Here is a 15,306-nt window from a genome sequence, read left to right as displayed (position 1 = left end):
GGGGGAGAGGGGACCGTTCGATGCAGGATGAAACCTTGGCGTCAGTCGGCTCGGACTGCCCCCTCTCCCTCCGGGAGAGGGCTGGGGTGAGGGGGACGTGGGCAGAGAATAATCCGGTAGAAGACAGTTGCCCCTACAGGTGCGTCTGCCTCGCTTTCGTAGGAGCGGACTCCGTCCGCGATCCGCATTGCACAAGAGCATCGCGGACGGAGTCCGCTGCGGCGATCACATCCGATCCAGCGGAATCCTCAGGTAACGCACGCCGTTGTCCTCCGCCTCGGGCAACACCCCGCCGCGCACGTTCACCTGGATCGACGGCCAGATCAGCGCCGGCGCATGCAGCGTCGCATCGCGCTGCTGGCGCATGCTGACGAAGGTCTCTTCGTCCACACCGTCATGCACGTGCACATTGTCCTGGCGCTGCCGGGCGACCGTGGTTTCGTGCGCATGCTCCTCGCGGTGCGCCGACAGGTAGTCGTGACACATGAACAGCCGGGTCTCTTCCGGTAGTGCGAACAGCCGCTGGATGGAACGGTACAGCTGACGCGCGTCGCCACCGGGGAAGTCGCAGCGGGCGGTGCCGTAGTCGGGCATGAACAGGGTGTCGCCGACGAAAGCGGCATCTCCGATCCGATAGGTCATGCACGCGGGGGTATGGCCGGGTGTGTGCAATGCCTCGGCCTCCAGCTCGCCGATGAAGAAGCGCTCACCGTCTTCGAACAGGTGGTCGAACTGGCTGCCATCACAGGGGAAGCTGCCGCCCAGGTTGAGCAGCCCGGCAAAGGTGCGCTGCACCCGGGTGGTGTTCGCACCGATGGCCAGGCGGCCGCCCAGTTCACCCTTGAGCCAGGCCGACGCGGACAGGTGATCGGCGTGCAGGTGGGTCTCCAGCAGCCACTCCACGGCCAGGCCCTGTTCGCGCACGTAATCGACGATGCGCCGGGCGCTGGCATGACCGATGCGCCCGGCGGCGGCGTCGTAGTCCAGCACCGGGTCGATGATCGCGCAGCACAGCGTCTGCGGATCACTCACCACATAGCTGTAGGTGGACGTGGCCGAATCGAAGAAGGGTTGGATAGTGGCGCTCATGCGGGTCTCCTCTTCGCGTCACGTTGCCATTCGTAGCCGGCGTGCAGCCCCATGCCCACCAGCATGGCGAGGCAGAACAGCGCGCCTTGCCAGTAGCCGGCGGCGAAGGTCACCAGCGCCGGCCCCGGGCAGATGCCGGCGATGCCCCAGCCGACACCGAACAACAGGCTGCCGCCGATCAGTTGGCCATCCAGGTCGCGGCGCTTGGGCAACTGCATGAGACCGCCCAGCAGCGCCCGATCATGCCGCCGCGCCCAGGCGAAGAACGGCAGCGCCGTGCCGATGGCAGCGACCATCACCAGCGCCAGCGACGGGTCCCAGGGCCCGGCGAGATCGAGAAAACCCAGCACCTTCGCCGGGTTGGCCAGGCCCGACAGCAGCAGGCCGGCGCCGAACAGCAGTCCGGCCAGAAACGCGACGATCTTGCCCATGCTTCAGGCTCCCAGCAGGTGACGCAGAATGAACACGGTGATGAAGCCGGTGGCCATGAACGACAAGGTTGCCACCAGGGAGCGGCCGGACAGCCGCGACAGGCCGCAGACGCCGTGGCCGCTGGTGCAGCCGGAACCGAAACGGCTGCCTACGCCGACCAGCACCCCCGCCGCCAGCAAGGTCGCCCAACCCGCTTCGAAATGAATCTCCGGCAGCGGCCGCAACAACGCCCACAACAAGGGCGCCGCCAGCAGGCCAAGCAGGAACAACGGCCCCTCACCCCGCCAGCCGGAACCTTTGAAGAGCCCGCCCAGCAGACCGCTGATGCCGGCGATGCGGCCATCGAGCACGGCAAAGAGCCCCGCCGACAGCCCGATCAGCACGCCACCGGCCAGGGCACTGACGGGAGTGAAGCTGGTCCAGTCGATCATTCCGTTGCCTCCACGCAGAACAGGCGATACAGGGTCTCGATCACCGCCAGCGCCTGCTGACTGGCGATGCGGTAGTAGACCTGCTTGCCCTCGCGACGGGTTTCCACCAGTTCCTCGCGGCGCAGCACCGCCAGCTGCTGCGACAGGGTCGGCTGGGCAATGCCGGTGCAGGCCTCCAGCTCGCCGACGTTCAGCTCGCCCTGGGCCAGTTGGCAGAGCAGCATCAGGCGGTCGGTATTGGCCAGGGCCTTGAGCAACTGGCAGGCGGATTCGGCGGATTGGTGCAGGCGCAAGGCGTCGGCGGGGTCGAGCGTGGTAACGGTCATGGCAACGATCTACAAATAAACAATCTATATTTTTATAGATTGTTTATCGCAGCGTGACTAGCCCGATATCTGCCCATCAGATCAGCGGTGGGTTTTAGTGCAGGCCGCGCCGGGGCACTCCCCTGCCCTGGCGCTGCAATGCCGGACGCGGAACCTAACCGAAACGCACGCAGTAGATCGGTGGCAGGTTGGCCGACAGGCATTGCCAGTGGTCGCCGCCGCTTTCCGACAGCCACAGGCCACCGGTGGTGGAGCCCATCGCCAGGCAGATGCCGTCGTCATCCACCGCCAGGCCGTGGCGGTACACCAGATCGAACGCCGGCCCCTGCGGCAGGCCACTGTCCAGCACGTCGAAAGTGGCCCCGCCATCGCGCGTGCGGGTGACCACGAAGCGCCCGTCCACCGGCACCCGGCAGACGTCCTTCACCGCCGGTACGAACCAGGCGGTATCCGGCTCGGTGGGGTGCACCGCAACGGCGAAGCCGAAGCTGGAGGGCTTGACCTGCACGTCGTGCCAGCGCGCACCGCCGTCGGTAGAGGTGAAAATGCCGTTATGGTGCTGTACCCACAGGCGGTCCGGTTGCGCCGGGCACTGCACCAGGCGGTGCGGGTCCTGGATGGCGCCGTCCTCGCGCAGTTCCGGCGGCATGTAGTCGGCGTACATGCCCGCCGTGGTGTTGCGCCAGCTGGCGCCGCCGTCATCGCTCTGCCAGACGCCGCCGCAGGACACGCCCACGGTCAGGTGCTGGCTGTCGCGCGGGTCGACGCTGACGGAATGGATACCCGGCCAGTCATAGCCTCCACCGAACCAGCGGGCGCGCTCGGGGCGGTCCCACAGCGGACGGTTCAGCTCCCAGCTGTCGCCGCCGTCAGCGCTGCGGAACAGTCCGCCGGGAATGGTCCCGGCCCAGAGCACGCCGGGCTCGGCCGCGCCGCCGGTTTCCAGGCACCAGATCTGCTGGAGGGTCCAGGGCGCGGGGGGCGCATCGCCCTCCTTCGGCTCCGGCAGCGGGTCGGGCTGCGGCGGGTAGACCGGCACCGCGATTTCCTGCCATTCCTCGCCCGGACGCTGGCGCCACAGCTTGCAGCCGAAGTGGCCGAGATTGAGCGCAGCATAGAGGGTGTCGTCGCGAGGATCGGCGAGCACCACGCTCAGGGGTTCGCCGAGGAATTCGCGGCGGGCTTCCTGCCAGCCGTTCACGTCGCGCTGAAAGGTGAACAGCCCCTTGCGGGTCGCTACCAGCAGTCGATCATCCATAGTCCGCCTCCTCAACCGCCACTTAGAGCCTGCACCACATAGACCTCACTATCCGCCGCTAGCGCATCGCTCAGGCGGACGCGGTCGCGCAGGCGCAGGCCGTCGATGAAGATCGTCAGGTGCCGGCGCAACCCGCCCTGGTCGTCCAGCAGGTAGCCACGCAAGGCCGGCGCCTCGACGAATACCGCCTCCAGTGCCGCGCGCAAGGTCGGCGCCGACAGCTCGCGCTCCTCCAGCGCGACATGGCGCTGGATCGAGGGAGCGAAGACGATGCGGCACATGGGCTGACCCGGTTCTGACGAAAGATGCACCCAGTGTAGGGGAGGCTCGATTGCCCATCAGCGCACACGACCGGCTGCATCCGATCCCCTCCCGACGCGTCTGGAACGGCGCTCGTGGCGATGAGCCTCGGGCGTTCAGTTTCGATTTTTCAAATCTAAGCATCTCGAAAATCACATTTAATAAACGCATGAGCCTGTGCGACGCTGCTCGCATCGTCAGCCATCCCGTCCAACATGCACCTGCTCGTTTCGCCCGCACCGCTGGAACCCGTCGCCGCCCGCAAGGCCGGCAGCGCTATCCGTCTGCCGCGCAAACATGCCCGTTGGCTCGAACTGCAACCGCTGACCCTGCCTCTCGAACTGGCCTTCTGGGCGCTCTGGCATTGCCGCCACGCGCGTCCACCGGATAGCGCCAACCACTGACGGGCCGCCGCGCCCGAACGCCATCGACGGAACTACGCTCAAGGGGGGCATGCGCCCTCCTCGAACAAGACGTAACCCGTTGCATCGCTTGCCTGCCTTTTATCCCCGCACCCGTGGTGCGGCCCTGGCCTGCAGGTCGTCAGCGCATCCGCCTGGATGCTATCGAGAGCCCCATGAATTTCGCCTCCGTGCAAGAAGCCCAGGATTTCCTGGCCCAGAACCCCGATATCGAAATGGTCGAGCTGTTCATCCTCGACGCCAACGGCGTGCCGCGCGGTAAGCTGCTGCACCGCGAGGAACTGCTCGCCGTGTACCAGTCCGGCCGGCCGCTGCCCAGCACCATCCTCGGGCTCACCCTCCATGGCGAGGATGTGGAGGACTCCGGGCTGGTCTGGGACGTCGGCGATATCGACTGCCGCGCCTACCCGCTGGCCGGCAGCCTGGTACGCCTGCCCTGGCGGCAGATTCCCACGGCGGCGGTGCAGGTCAGCATGCACCCCGTGGAAGGCAAACCGGCGGACATCGCCGACCCGCGCCATGTGCTGATCCATGTGATCGACCAACTGAAAGCCGAAGGCTTCCACCCGGTGATGGCCTGCGAGCTGGAGTTCTACCTGCTGGACGCCAAGCGCGACGCCAACGGCCGCCCGCAACCGGCGCTGGATGCCGACGGTGGCCGCCCGCGCGCTACCCAGGTGTACGGCCTGCGCGAGCTGGAGCAGATCGAGCCTTTCCTCGCCGACCTCTATGCGGCGTGCAAGGCCCAGGGCATTCCGGCGCGCACGGCGATTTCCGAATACGCACCGGGCCAGGTGGAGATCACCCTGGAGCACGGCGAAGCGCTGCTCGCCATGGACCAGGCCGTGCGCTACAAGCGCCTGGTGAAAGGCGTGGCGCACAAGCACGGCATGCAGGCGTGCTTCATGGCCAAGCCGTTCGACGACCTGGCCGGCACCGGCATGCACATGCACGTCTCGCTGGCCGACGCCGAGGGCAACAACCTGTTCGCCAGCGAAGACCCAGCCGGTACGCCGCTGCTGCGCCAGGCCGTGGGCGGCATGCTGAAAAGCCTGCTCGACTCGCTGCTGCTGTTCTGCCCCAACGCTAACTCCTACCGCCGCTTCCAGGCCAACAGCTATGCGCCGCTGGCGCCAACCTGGGGCTGCGACAACCGCACCGTGAGCCTGCGCGTTCCGGGCGGCCCGGCGCATACCCGCCACGTGGAGCACCGTATCTGCGGCGCCGACGCCAACCCTTATCTGGCCGCCGCCGGCATTCTCGCCGGCATCCATCGCGGCATCCGCGAGGCCATCGATCCGGGCGCGCCGGTGGAAGGCAACGGCTATGCCCAGGCCAAGGAGCTGCTGCCTACCGACTGGCTGACGTCGCTGCGCGCGCTGGAGCGCTCCAGCTGGGCACGCGATGCGCTGGGGCATGAATTCCTCGGGGTCTATCTGAAAGTGAAGCAGGCCGAGTACCGCCAGTTCATGGGTGAGGTCGGCGAGCAGGACTGGCGGTGGTATCTGACGCAGGCGTGAGAGTGCGCTGTTGAGGCGCTTACTCAAGAGCCCCTCACCCCAGCCCTCTCCCGCAAGCGGGAGAGGGGGCCGAATGTGCCGAGATGAGCCCTGCGCTCACTGAAACGCCCGGCAAAAACCGAATTCACAGCCCGCACCGAACCGTCCCCTCTCCCTCCGGGAGAGGGCTAGGGTGAGGGGAAACGAATAACAACAGGAACACCGAAATGAACGCTGCACTGAAACCCGCCACTCCCGCCCCCGAGCGCGCGAAGTCCTACTACTCCGCCAGCCTCAACGAGGAAACCAGCTACCCCACGCTGCAAGGCGAGGTGAACGTCGACATCGCCATCATCGGCGGCGGCTTCACCGGTGTCGCCACTGCCGTGGAGCTGGCCGAGCGCGGCTACAAGGTGGCCATCGTCGAGACCAACAAGGTCGGCTGGGGCGCCAGCGGGCGCAACGGCGGACAGGTCACCGGCAGCCTCTCGGGCGACGCCGCCATGAGCAAGCAGATGCGCCAGTGGCTGGGCGACGACGTCGACGACTTCATCTGGCACCTGCGCTGGCGCGGCCACGAGATCATCAAGAGTCGCGTGGAGAAGTACGGCATCCAGTGCGACCTGAAGTTCGGCCACCTGCACGCGGCGATGAAACCCTCGCACATGGACGAGCTGAAGGCTTCCTACGACGAAGCCAAGCGCCGTGGCCTGGGCGACGAGATCACCCTGCTGGACGGCGCCGGCGTGCGCGCGCACCTGGAGTCCGACCTCTACTGCGGCGCCATCAAGAACACCCGCAACATGCACCTGCACCCGCTCAACCTGTGCATCGGCGAGGCCAAGGCCGCCGCCAGCCTGGGCGCGCTGATCTTCGAGCACTCCGAGGTGCTGGACATCGTCCACGGCCCGCGCCCGGCGGTGGTCACCTCGGGCGGGCGGATCAACGCCGCGCAGGTGATGCTGGCCGGCGACGTCTACCACAAGCTGGAACGCAAGCAGCTCAAGGGCATGATCTTCCCGGCCATGGGCGGCATCGTCACGACCAAGCCGCTGGGCGAGCTGGCCAAGCGCATCAACCCGCAGGACCTGGCGGTCTACGATTGCCGCTTCGTGCTCGACTACTACCGCATGACCGGCGACGGCCGCCTGCTGTTCGGCGGCGGCGCCAACTACTCCGGCCGCGACTCGCGCGACATCGCCGGCGAGCTGCGCCCGTGCATCGAGCGCACCTTCCCGGCGCTCAAGGGCGTGGACATCGAGTTCCAGTGGAGCTGCGCCATGGGCATCGTGATGAACCGCATCCCGCAGCTGGGCAAGCTGTCGGAGAACGTCTGGTACTGCCAGGGCTACTCCGGCCACGGCGTGGCAACCACCCACATCATGGGCGAGATCATGGCCACGGCGATGACCGGCGATCTGGAGAAGTTCGACACCTTCGCCCAGTGCAAGCACATCCGCGTGCCCATGGGCGACGTGTTCGGCAATCCGATGCTGGCGGCGGGGATGTGGTACTACCAGATGATGGAGAAGTTGCGCTGACAACCGGCTGAACTCCCCTGTAGGAGCGGGCCATGCCGCGATCGCGCCCATGGGGCGCTCCTACAGGCCAGCGCCGGGATTTCTGCTCTCGTAGGAGCGGACTCTGTCCGCGATGCTCTTGCTCTTCGTAGGGCGAATAACGCCTAAGGCGTTATCCGCCGAATCGGGGGTGGGTGTTTCTGCGCCGCTTCGGCGTGTGCTGAGAGATTTTGTTTCGCCCCCTCGGGCGAGTTACTTTCTCAAACGCCAGAAAGTAACCAAAGGTCTTGCCCCTGCATCCGGCCCCGGCTTCGCCGGGGTTCCCTCGCTCCATCGGAGTTTCAGGGGCACGCCGCGAAGGGCCATCCCTGGCCCATCGCGGCTCTCGCGGCATCCATGCCGCTCAACCCCTGAAACTCCGATTCCACTCGGCCTCCTGAAGGGGCGCTCGGAGTGCGCGGATGTTTCACTGGAAGTCTTCAGAGCAAAACCAAAAGCCGGAGATATGGGCTCTTCGTAGGAGCGAGCTTGCTCGCGAACCGCACGGCACGGTATTCCCCCGCAGGAGCGGACCCTGTCCGCGAAATCCATCGCGGATGACTCGGCGCTCCCTGCGAACACCGGCGTCATGCGCCCACGTAGGAGCGGACTCCGTCCGCGATATGCGCAAAAGGGGCGCCAGGAACGTAGACACTTCATGCCCTACAAAAACCTCACGGCTACTTTCCTCCCGCACCCGCCCCACTCGACACCACCGCCCCGCTCAGGGATAAAGGCTCCACTTCGAAATTGGAGCGAGCCATGCGTTTCCCCTCGATGACCGCCTTGCGCGTGCTGGACGCCGTCGCCCGCCTGGGCAGCCTGTCCGGCGCAGCCAGCGAACTGAGCCTGACCCGCAGCGCCGTCAGCCACCAGTTGCACAGCCTGGAGGACTGCCTGGGCATCCCGCTTACCGAGCGAGTCGGCCGCGGCATCGCCCTCACCTACCACGGCGAATGCTTCGCCCGGGAAACCCAGCGCGCCCTGGCGATCCTCAACGAGGCACGGCGCTTCGCCAACGCCGAGGAAGTCTCCGGCCGCCTGTGCGTGAGCTGCACACCGGGCTTCGCCACCTACTGGCTGTGCCACCAGATCGGCAAGTTCCAGCGCGCTCACCCGCAGGTGGAGCTGAACCTGGTCGCGCCACGAATTCCCGACGACGTCTCCAACCGCGACGTCGACCTGTTCATCGCCTACGGCGTGGGCGACTGGACGGACCTGCACGTCGACCTGATCGCCACCCTCGACACCTTTCCGGTGTGCAGCCCGTCGCTGCTCAATTCCATCGGCGGCCTGGATTCGCCGGAAGACCTCGCCAGCCTGCCGTTCCTGCACATGGTCGACCACTCCGACTGGCTGCTCTGGGCCGCCGCCGCCGGCGTGCGCGACCTCAACGTGCGCAACGGCATCGTCTTCTCCGACGCGCACCTGGTGCAATCGGCGGCCATCGCCGGGCAAGGCGTGGCCATGGGCGATGCGCTGGTCAGCGGCGACGCCATGGCCAAGGGGCAACTGGTGCGGCTGTTCAACGTCGCCATCGAGCCGCCCAACCGCTACTACTTCGTTACCGACCCGGCCAAGACCGAACGTCCCGACGTGCAGGCCTTCAAGACCTGGATGAAGGCGGAATTGCGCATGTCCGAGCAGTTCCGCAAGGGCGGTCGCAACCTGATGATTGGTGAATGATTTCGAACAATGAGGGCAAAAAAACGCGATTGAAGCGGACAGAGATTTAACAATACTGCATTAAAAAAAGGCCGCTGATTTTTACCCCTCACCCGGCGACCTCTCGAACAAGAACAAGAAACTCGAGGTAAGTGCAGTGGAGCGACAGCCCCAACTTCGTGCCATCGGCATCGGCAAGAGCTACGGAAGTTTCAACGCGCTGGACGCCGTATCCATCGATATCCAGCAGGGCGAGTTCCTCACCCTCCTCGGCCCGTCCGGCTCGGGCAAGACCACCTTCCTGATGATCCTCGCCGGCTTCCAGGACCCGTCCCGCGGCAAGCTGGAAGAAGGCGGCGTCGACATCACCCGACGCCCCGCCGAAAAGCGCAACTTCGGCATGGTGTTTCAGGGCTACGCCCTGTTCCCGCACATGACCATCGAGGACAACGTCGGCTTCCCGCTGAAGATTCGCGGCGTGAAGGCCGAAGAGCGCAACCGCCGCGTGCGCCGCATGCTCGAAGTGGTCGGCCTGGGCGAGCACCTGGGCAAGCGCCCCGGCGAACTCTCCGGCGGCCAGCAGCAGCGCGTGGCCATCGCCCGCGCCCTGGTGTTCGAACCGGACATGCTGCTCCTCGACGAACCCCTCTCGGCCCTGGACAAGAACCTGCGCGAACAGCTGCAGGCGGAACTGCAGCGCATCCACCGCCAGGTCGGCACCACCTTCGTCTTCGTCACCCACGACCAGAACGAAGCCCTCGCCCTGTCAACCCGCATCGCCATCTTCAATCGCGGCCAACTGGCCCAGGTCGACACGCCGGAAACCATCTACAACCAGCCGAACAACCGCTTCGTCGCCGAGTTCCTCGGCAAGATGAACCTGTTCCCGCTGACCCAGGTGGGCCGCGCCGGCGAGCTGGCCTGCGGGCGCTACGGAGAAGCCGAGCTGCGCGCCGAATACTCGCCCGCCCTGCAGGCCGCCGCCCCGCTGCTGGCGGTGCGTCCGGAGCACATGCAACTGCACAGCGCGCCGCCGACCGCCGCCGGCCACAACGTAGTGCAGGCCGTGCTCACCGCCAAGACCTACCAGGGCGCCAGCACCGAGCTGGGCCTGGCCACCGCCGCCGAGGGCGCCTTGCCCATGAGCCTGGCGGTGCACGCCGACCACCAGGCCTCGCGCCTGGAACACGGCGCGAAGGTCTGGCTGAGCTGGCCCATCGAAAAGAGTTTGCTGCTGGCCTGAGCCAACGCACGCGTTCGTCCCCTTTCGCCATCCCTTCCGACCGGGAGTTGCACTCATGTTCAATCCGCACCAGCAAGACTGCATCGAAGTCCTCATCGAAAAAGCCCGCCGCGGGCAGATCGACCGCCGCACCTTCCTCAAGGGCATGGGCCTGATGGCCGCCCTGCCGCTGGCGCTGCGCAGCGGCGTCAGCTTCGCCGCCGGCGACAAGCCGCTGGTGGTGGTGAACTGGGGCGGCGACGCGATCAAGGCGTTCGGCAAGGCCTGGACCGAGGGCTTCTCGAAGGCCACCGGCATCCCGACCAAAATCGACGGCAGCGGCCCCACCGAGGGCGCCATCCGCACCCAGCTGTCCAGCGGCAGGGTGAGCTGGGACGTGGTCGACGCGGAAAGCTCGGTCCTGCAGATCCTCGGCAAGGAAGGCCTGGTACAGCCCATCGACTACAACGTGGTGTCCAAGGACAAGGTGCTGCCGGGCTTCGCCTACGAATACGGCATCGCCGACTACATGCTCAGCTACGTGATCGCCTATGACAGTGAACGTTTCGGCGACAAGGCGCCCAAGACCTGGGCGGACTTCTGGGACGTGAAGACCTTCCCCGGCAAACGCACCCTCTACAAGTGGATGAACGGCATGCTGGAGGCCGCGTTACTGGCCGATGGTGTCACTCCGGACAAGCTCTATCCGCTGGACGTGCCGCGCGCGCTGAAGAAGATCGAGGAACTCAAACCCCACGTGCTGTCCTTCTGGGGCTCGGGCGCGGAAACCCAGCAGCTGCTGATGGAAGGCGAAGTGTCCATGGGCGCCATCTGGAACACCCGTGCCCAGGTGATCAGCGAGGACAGCGAAAACCGCATCAAGTGGACCTTCGACAACGCCCTGCTCGGCTGCAGCAACTGGGGCGTGCTCAAGGGCAACCCCGCGGGCACCGAGGCGGCCATGAAGTTCATCGCCTACGCCCAGGACCCGCAATCCCAGGTCGAACTGTTCAAGATGTTCGGCAACGGCCCGGCCAACCCCGCCGCCGCCACGCTGATCCCGGAAGACCGCCGTCACCTGAACTGCACCGATCCGTCGAACCTGCCCAAGCAGATCATGCTCAGCCACGAGTGGTACACCGACCACTACGGGGCGACCCTGGAGCAGTACCTGACCCACATTTCCAAGTGACGCGGAGCGCCGGACCATGGCCGATAACGCCCCCTCGCGGCTGAAGCTGGGCGCGCTACTGCTGCCGCTGCCGGTCGTACTGATCCTGTTCTACGTACTGCCCTTCCTCGGCGTGCTCGGCTGGAGCTTCACCCTGCCGGAGCCGGGGATCGAGCAGTACCAGCGGATCATCACCGACCCGGCGATTCACGACGTGCTCTGGCGGACCTTCCGCCTGTGCGCCACGGTCAGCGTGGTGTCGCTGGTGATCGCCTACCTGATGGCCTACTGCTGGGTGTACAGCCCGCCGTTCTGGCAGCGCGTGGTGGAAATCTGCGTGTTCATCCCGTTCTGGCTGTCGGTGCTGGTACGCGCCTTCGGCTGGCTGATCGCCCTGCGCAGCAACGGCCTGCTCAATGGCTGGTTGCAGAACCTGGGGATCATCAGCGAACCGTTGCAGTTGACGCGCAACGAGCTGGGGGTGGTGATCGGCATGGTCCACTTCATGGTGCCCTTCGCCCTGTTCCCGCTGGTCTCCACCATGCGTCGGCTCGACCCGCGCGTGCTGCTGGCCGCGCGCGGACTGGGCGCCGGGCAACTGCGCACCTTCTGGAGCATCTTCGTGCCGCAGACCGTTCCCGGCATTCTCGGCGCCTTCATCATTGTCTTCGTGTTCTGCCTGGGCTTCTTCATCACCCCGGCGATCCTCGGCGGCGGGCAGACGGTGATGGTGGCCGAATACGTCTACCTGCAGATGTTCCAGACCAGCAACTGGGGCCTGGGCGCCGCGCTGTCGGTGGTGCTGCTGATGCTGGTGAGCGGGATGATCTGGGCGCTGCTGCGCATGACCCGCGTCGACAAGCTGGTGGGATAAGGAGCCGCAGACATGAACTCGCACGAAACCAAGGCACCGAGCCGCCTGCTGGCGACCATGGCGATGATCTTCATGGTCTTCCCGCTGCTGGCGGTGATCCCGGTGTCCTTCACCAGCAAGCGCTTCCTGTCGATGCCCAACGGCAACTGGTCGCTGCGCCACTACCAGGCGCTGCTGGACAGCCCCGAATGGCTCTCGGCGATCAGCCAGAGCCTGATCGTCGCCACTGCCACCTGCGTCATCGCAACGGCGCTGGCGGTGAGCTTCAGCCTCGGCATCTGGTACCTGCGCTCGCGCCTGGCGACCCTGTTGATCAGCCTGGTGCTGCTGCCCATGGCGATCCCGCCGATGATCTCGGCGATGGTCCTGTACTTCATGGAAACCAAGGTCAGCCAGTTCGCTCCCGGCCTGGGCTACGACACCCTGTTCGGCCTGACCATCGCGCACATCGTGATGGTGGTGCCCTACGGCGTGGTGACCATGCTGGTGGCGCTGAGCCAACTGGACCGGCGCATCGAACTGGCCGCGCGCAACCTCGGCGCGAGCCTGGGCCAGACCACCTTCATGGTGGTGCTGCCGAACCTCAAGCTGGGCGTGGCGAGCACCGCGCTGCTGTGCTTCGCGCTGTCCTGGGAGGAGATCGCAGTGACCCTGTTCGTCACCAGCACCGAGGTGAACACCCTGCCCCGGCAGATCTGGTCGGGCCTGCGCGACAACATCGACCCGGCCGTTGCGGCCATCTCGGTGGTGCTGATCGCCCTGACCTTCGTCGCGCTGATCGGGCGGATGGTCGCCCAGAAGCTCGCGGCGCGGCCGGCGGGAAGCTGAGAAGTACCCTTGTAGGAGCGGGCCATGCCCGCGACCTGCCGCACGCCAAGCCGTGACGGGAAACACCTGTAGGAGCGGACCTTGTCCGCGAAATCCGTCGCGGCGTCATCCAGACCATCACTTGATTACCGATGGTTTGCGCGGGTATGTCGGACGCCGGCCCTGCCGGCGGATCGCGGGCATGGCCCGCTCCTACACGAAACCCGCGAAATAGGTGCCAGGCGGATCACTCCGCCTTCTTGCGAATCCAGTACAGGTAGGTCCCCGCCTCTTCCTGCTGCTCCACCAGCTCATGCCCGAGGAACACGCAGAACTTGGGAATATCGCGGCGGGTGGACGGGTCGGTGGCGATCACCTTGAGCAGGCCGCCGGCAGGCAGGTCGCGCACCTTGTTGTGCAGCATCATGACCGGCTCGGGGCAGTTCAGGCCGGTGGCGTCGAGAATCGCGTCGACAGGCAGGGACATCGGGAAACTCCAGAAAAGCGAATGCGGGCATTGTCGCCCAAAGCGCACCGATCGGTCACCCTGCGTCCGTCCGGGTCACCGAACCTTGGTTGGGCGGTGAGTAGCGCGGGCGACGGGCATGCTGGCGCATCCGCCCTTCTCGACAGGAGTGTCGATGCGCGCCCTCTTCTGCCTGTTCGCCCTGCTGCTCGCCGGCTGTGCCGCCCGCGACCAGATTCCCGATTTCAGTACCAGCGCCGGCAAGGACCTGCCGGCCACCTGGTTCGAGGCCGTCATCACCGCCCGTGACGGCACGAAGCTTTCCGCCACGGTCTTCCAGCCCGCGCTGAGGGCCGGCGAGACCGCCCCGCTGATCGTTCACACCCACGGCTGGGGCGGTTGGCGGGTCACCGGGCCGGACGGTTTCTACGGCAAGACCATGATGTCCGGGCGCGCCGCGCTCAAGGCGTGGAAGGCCGGCTACTGGGTGGTCAGCTACGACCAGCGCGGCTGGGGCGGCAGCGACGGGCGCATCGAGATGATGAACCCGCAATTCGAGGTGCAGGACGCCAGCGCGGTGATCGACTGGGCCGCCGCACACCTGCCGCGTCTGGTCATGGACGGACCGAACGACCCGCGCGTCGGCATGCTCGGCGAGAGCTACGGCGGCGCGGTGCAGTTGCTCGCCTCGGCGGACGACCCACGCATCGACGCCATCGTCCCCATCGCCACCTGGTACGACCTGGCCGACGCCCTGGCACCGGACGGCCAGCTGAAGATCGGCTGGGGCGGCGTACTGGTCAGCCTGGGCCTGGCCACCGGCTACGACCTGGGCAAGTTCGTCCAGGCCGACTACCTGCACACCGCGGGCGGACGTATGGCCGGGCCGGTACAAGCCGAACTGCACGACCACAGCCTGGCGCGTTACTGCGCCGAGGGCCGTCGCCCCCACGCCGACGCGCTGCTGATCCAGGGTATGCGCGATACGCTGTTCCCGCTCGACCAGGGCCTGCAGATTCGCCAGTGCCTCAAGCAGGGCCCCGCCGACGTGCGCCTGCTGGGCATGCAGGGCGGGCATATCCTGCCGCCGCCGATGCAAGCCTGGAGTGGATTGCCACCCTTCAACAACGAGCCGGTGATCCATTGCGGCCCACGCGCCATCAATCTCTACCAGGGCATCGTCGCTTGGTACGAAGAGAAGCTGCGCGGCCGCGCCGGTGCCGCCGACAGCGTGCCGGACCTATGCATCAGCCTGGACCTGGACCAGGGCGTGGCACTGAACGAACTGCCACCACCCGGCCCGACCGTGGCGCTGCCGGCCACGGCAATCCGCCCTGCGCTGAGCGGCCTGCTGCAACCGTCCCGGTTCATCCCCTTGCAGCGAGTCAGCGAGAACAGCGCCCTGCTCGGCAGCGCTGAAATCCGCCTGACGCAGCCCCTGGCCGAGCGGCCCGACGCGCAAGTGTTCGTCTCGATGGCGATTCGCAGCGCTGGCGGGCAAACCCGGCGGCTGGATGAGCAGGTGAAGCCGCTGGCGAACCAGGGCAGCACGCGCCTGAACGCGGTCAGCGCCAGCCTGGCGCCGGGGGATGAGATCGGACTGCTGGTGAGCGGCTTCAGCGGCCAGTACCTATTCAACAGTTCCTGGCGGATTTCGCCGGTGGAATTACGGGGAGAGGTGCAGTTGCCGAGCCTCATGCCGTTGCAACCACGGATGGCCGAAAACCGCTGATTCCCTGTAGGAGCGGGCCATGCCCGTGATCGCACCCATGGGGCGCTCCTACA

At 66.5% G+C, this 15,306-nt stretch carries 16 protein-coding genes; 9 read left to right on the top strand and 7 right to left on the bottom strand.

The window, feature by feature from the left end; genetic code table 11:
* Nucleotides 1–225 precede the first annotated feature (225 nt).
* The 6 genes from ACQ5BL_RS03995 to ACQ5BL_RS03970 form a co-directional block, all read right to left on the bottom strand.
* Nucleotides 226–1,089 carry an MBL fold metallo-hydrolase gene (locus ACQ5BL_RS03995; RefSeq protein WP_243804938.1) on the bottom strand — a complete coding sequence of 288 codons (864 nt, stop codon included), beginning with the start codon at nucleotides 1,087–1,089 and terminating at the stop codon, nucleotides 226–228.
* A complete protein-coding gene (locus ACQ5BL_RS03990) occupies nucleotides 1,086–1,520 on the bottom strand; it encodes a DUF6691 family protein (RefSeq protein WP_243804939.1) in 435 nt (144 codons plus the stop codon). Before ACQ5BL_RS03990 ends, ACQ5BL_RS03995 begins: the two co-directional genes overlap by 4 nt.
* Before the next feature lie 3 nt (nucleotides 1,521–1,523).
* A complete protein-coding gene (locus tag ACQ5BL_RS03985; RefSeq protein WP_243804940.1) occupies nucleotides 1,524–1,952 on the bottom strand; it encodes a YeeE/YedE family protein in 429 nt (142 codons plus the stop codon).
* Nucleotides 1,949–2,278, bottom strand: a complete 330-nt coding sequence (locus tag ACQ5BL_RS03980) for an ArsR/SmtB family transcription factor (RefSeq protein WP_243804941.1) — start codon at nucleotides 2,276–2,278, stop codon at nucleotides 1,949–1,951. The genes ACQ5BL_RS03985 and ACQ5BL_RS03980 overlap by 4 nt, the downstream gene beginning before the upstream one ends.
* Before the next feature lie 154 nt (nucleotides 2,279–2,432).
* Nucleotides 2,433–3,536, bottom strand: a complete 1,104-nt coding sequence (locus ACQ5BL_RS03975) for a WD40/YVTN/BNR-like repeat-containing protein (protein WP_243804942.1) — start codon at nucleotides 3,534–3,536, stop codon at nucleotides 2,433–2,435.
* 11 nt (nucleotides 3,537–3,547) lie between these two features.
* Nucleotides 3,548–3,817, bottom strand: coding sequence for a MoaD/ThiS family protein (locus ACQ5BL_RS03970; RefSeq protein ID WP_243804943.1), 270 nt, complete (start codon nucleotides 3,815–3,817; stop codon nucleotides 3,548–3,550).
* 234 nt (nucleotides 3,818–4,051) lie between these two features.
* Here ACQ5BL_RS03970 and ACQ5BL_RS03965 point away from each other — a divergent pair, with 234 nt between their 5' ends.
* The 8 genes from ACQ5BL_RS03965 to ACQ5BL_RS03930 all read left to right on the top strand — a co-directional run bounded on the left by ACQ5BL_RS03965 (nucleotide 4,052) and on the right by ACQ5BL_RS03930 (nucleotide 13,076).
* Nucleotides 4,052–4,240 carry a hypothetical protein gene (locus tag ACQ5BL_RS03965; RefSeq protein ID WP_243804944.1) on the top strand — a complete coding sequence of 63 codons (189 nt, stop codon included), beginning with the start codon at nucleotides 4,052–4,054 and terminating at the stop codon, nucleotides 4,238–4,240.
* Nucleotides 4,241–4,413: 173 nt separating this feature from the next.
* Complete coding sequence (locus ACQ5BL_RS03960; RefSeq protein WP_243804945.1) at nucleotides 4,414–5,778, top strand: glutamine synthetase family protein; 1,365 nt, start codon at nucleotides 4,414–4,416, stop codon at nucleotides 5,776–5,778.
* Between the two features lie 206 nt (nucleotides 5,779–5,984).
* Nucleotides 5,985–7,298, top strand: a complete 1,314-nt coding sequence (locus tag ACQ5BL_RS03955; RefSeq protein WP_243804946.1) for an NAD(P)/FAD-dependent oxidoreductase — start codon at nucleotides 5,985–5,987, stop codon at nucleotides 7,296–7,298.
* A 780-nt stretch (nucleotides 7,299–8,078) separates the two neighbouring features.
* Nucleotides 8,079–9,002: a LysR substrate-binding domain-containing protein gene (locus tag ACQ5BL_RS03950; protein ID WP_243804947.1), complete on the top strand. Its 924-nt coding sequence runs from the start codon at nucleotides 8,079–8,081 to the stop codon at nucleotides 9,000–9,002.
* A gap of 136 nt (nucleotides 9,003–9,138) precedes the next feature.
* Nucleotides 9,139–10,224, top strand: coding sequence for an ABC transporter ATP-binding protein (locus ACQ5BL_RS03945; RefSeq protein WP_243804948.1), 1,086 nt, complete (start codon nucleotides 9,139–9,141; stop codon nucleotides 10,222–10,224).
* A 55-nt stretch (nucleotides 10,225–10,279) separates the two neighbouring features.
* Complete coding sequence (locus tag ACQ5BL_RS03940) at nucleotides 10,280–11,395, top strand: ABC transporter substrate-binding protein (protein ID WP_207886530.1); 1,116 nt, start codon at nucleotides 10,280–10,282, stop codon at nucleotides 11,393–11,395.
* A gap of 16 nt (nucleotides 11,396–11,411) precedes the next feature.
* A complete protein-coding gene (locus ACQ5BL_RS03935; RefSeq protein ID WP_243804949.1) occupies nucleotides 11,412–12,248 on the top strand; it encodes an ABC transporter permease in 837 nt (278 codons plus the stop codon).
* Nucleotides 12,249–12,260: 12 nt separating this feature from the next.
* Nucleotides 12,261–13,076, top strand: a complete 816-nt coding sequence (locus ACQ5BL_RS03930; RefSeq protein ID WP_243804950.1) for an ABC transporter permease — start codon at nucleotides 12,261–12,263, stop codon at nucleotides 13,074–13,076.
* Nucleotides 13,077–13,302: 226 nt separating this feature from the next.
* Here ACQ5BL_RS03930 and tusA read toward each other — a convergent pair whose 3' ends face one another.
* Complete coding sequence (gene tusA / locus ACQ5BL_RS03925; RefSeq protein WP_243804951.1) at nucleotides 13,303–13,542, bottom strand: sulfurtransferase TusA; 240 nt, start codon at nucleotides 13,540–13,542, stop codon at nucleotides 13,303–13,305.
* 154 nt (nucleotides 13,543–13,696) lie between these two features.
* On the opposite strand from tusA, the gene ACQ5BL_RS03920 reads away from it, so the two are divergent.
* Nucleotides 13,697–15,253, top strand: a complete 1,557-nt coding sequence (locus ACQ5BL_RS03920) for an alpha/beta hydrolase (protein WP_243804952.1) — start codon at nucleotides 13,697–13,699, stop codon at nucleotides 15,251–15,253.
* Nucleotides 15,254–15,306: the final 53 nt, after the last annotated feature.

It is taken from the genome of Pseudomonas sp. B1-22 (assembly GCF_050474425.1).
In the GTDB taxonomy this organism is placed as follows: domain Bacteria; phylum Pseudomonadota; class Gammaproteobacteria; order Pseudomonadales; family Pseudomonadaceae; genus Pseudomonas.
The sequence above is the reverse complement of the archived record's forward strand: the minus strand, read 5'-3'. Positions and strand labels throughout refer to the sequence as shown.

Excerpts from the sequence above, each read along its gene's own strand:
- ACQ5BL_RS03995 (WP_243804938.1), bottom strand. The coding sequence starts at position 1,089 with ATGAGCGCCACTATCCAACCCTTCTTCGATTCGGCCACGTCCACCTAC.
- ACQ5BL_RS03990 (WP_243804939.1), bottom strand. The coding sequence starts at position 1,520 with ATGGGCAAGATCGTCGCGTTTCTGGCCGGACTGCTGTTCGGCGCCGGC.
- ACQ5BL_RS03985 (WP_243804940.1), bottom strand. The coding sequence starts at position 1,952 with ATGATCGACTGGACCAGCTTCACTCCCGTCAGTGCCCTGGCCGGTGGC.
- ACQ5BL_RS03980 (WP_243804941.1), bottom strand. The coding sequence starts at position 2,278 with ATGACCGTTACCACGCTCGACCCCGCCGACGCCTTGCGCCTGCACCAA.
- ACQ5BL_RS03975 (WP_243804942.1), bottom strand. The coding sequence starts at position 3,536 with ATGGATGATCGACTGCTGGTAGCGACCCGCAAGGGGCTGTTCACCTTT.
- ACQ5BL_RS03970 (WP_243804943.1), bottom strand. The coding sequence starts at position 3,817 with ATGTGCCGCATCGTCTTCGCTCCCTCGATCCAGCGCCATGTCGCGCTG.
- ACQ5BL_RS03965 (WP_243804944.1), top strand. The coding sequence starts at position 4,052 with ATGCACCTGCTCGTTTCGCCCGCACCGCTGGAACCCGTCGCCGCCCGC.
- ACQ5BL_RS03960 (WP_243804945.1), top strand. The coding sequence starts at position 4,414 with ATGAATTTCGCCTCCGTGCAAGAAGCCCAGGATTTCCTGGCCCAGAAC.
- ACQ5BL_RS03955 (WP_243804946.1), top strand. The coding sequence starts at position 5,985 with ATGAACGCTGCACTGAAACCCGCCACTCCCGCCCCCGAGCGCGCGAAG.
- ACQ5BL_RS03950 (WP_243804947.1), top strand. The coding sequence starts at position 8,079 with ATGCGTTTCCCCTCGATGACCGCCTTGCGCGTGCTGGACGCCGTCGCC.
- ACQ5BL_RS03940 (WP_207886530.1), top strand. The coding sequence starts at position 10,280 with ATGTTCAATCCGCACCAGCAAGACTGCATCGAAGTCCTCATCGAAAAA.
- ACQ5BL_RS03935 (WP_243804949.1), top strand. The coding sequence starts at position 11,412 with ATGGCCGATAACGCCCCCTCGCGGCTGAAGCTGGGCGCGCTACTGCTG.
- ACQ5BL_RS03930 (WP_243804950.1), top strand. The coding sequence starts at position 12,261 with ATGAACTCGCACGAAACCAAGGCACCGAGCCGCCTGCTGGCGACCATG.
- tusA (WP_243804951.1), bottom strand. The coding sequence starts at position 13,542 with ATGTCCCTGCCTGTCGACGCGATTCTCGACGCCACCGGCCTGAACTGC.
- ACQ5BL_RS03920 (WP_243804952.1), top strand. The coding sequence starts at position 13,697 with ATGCGCGCCCTCTTCTGCCTGTTCGCCCTGCTGCTCGCCGGCTGTGCC.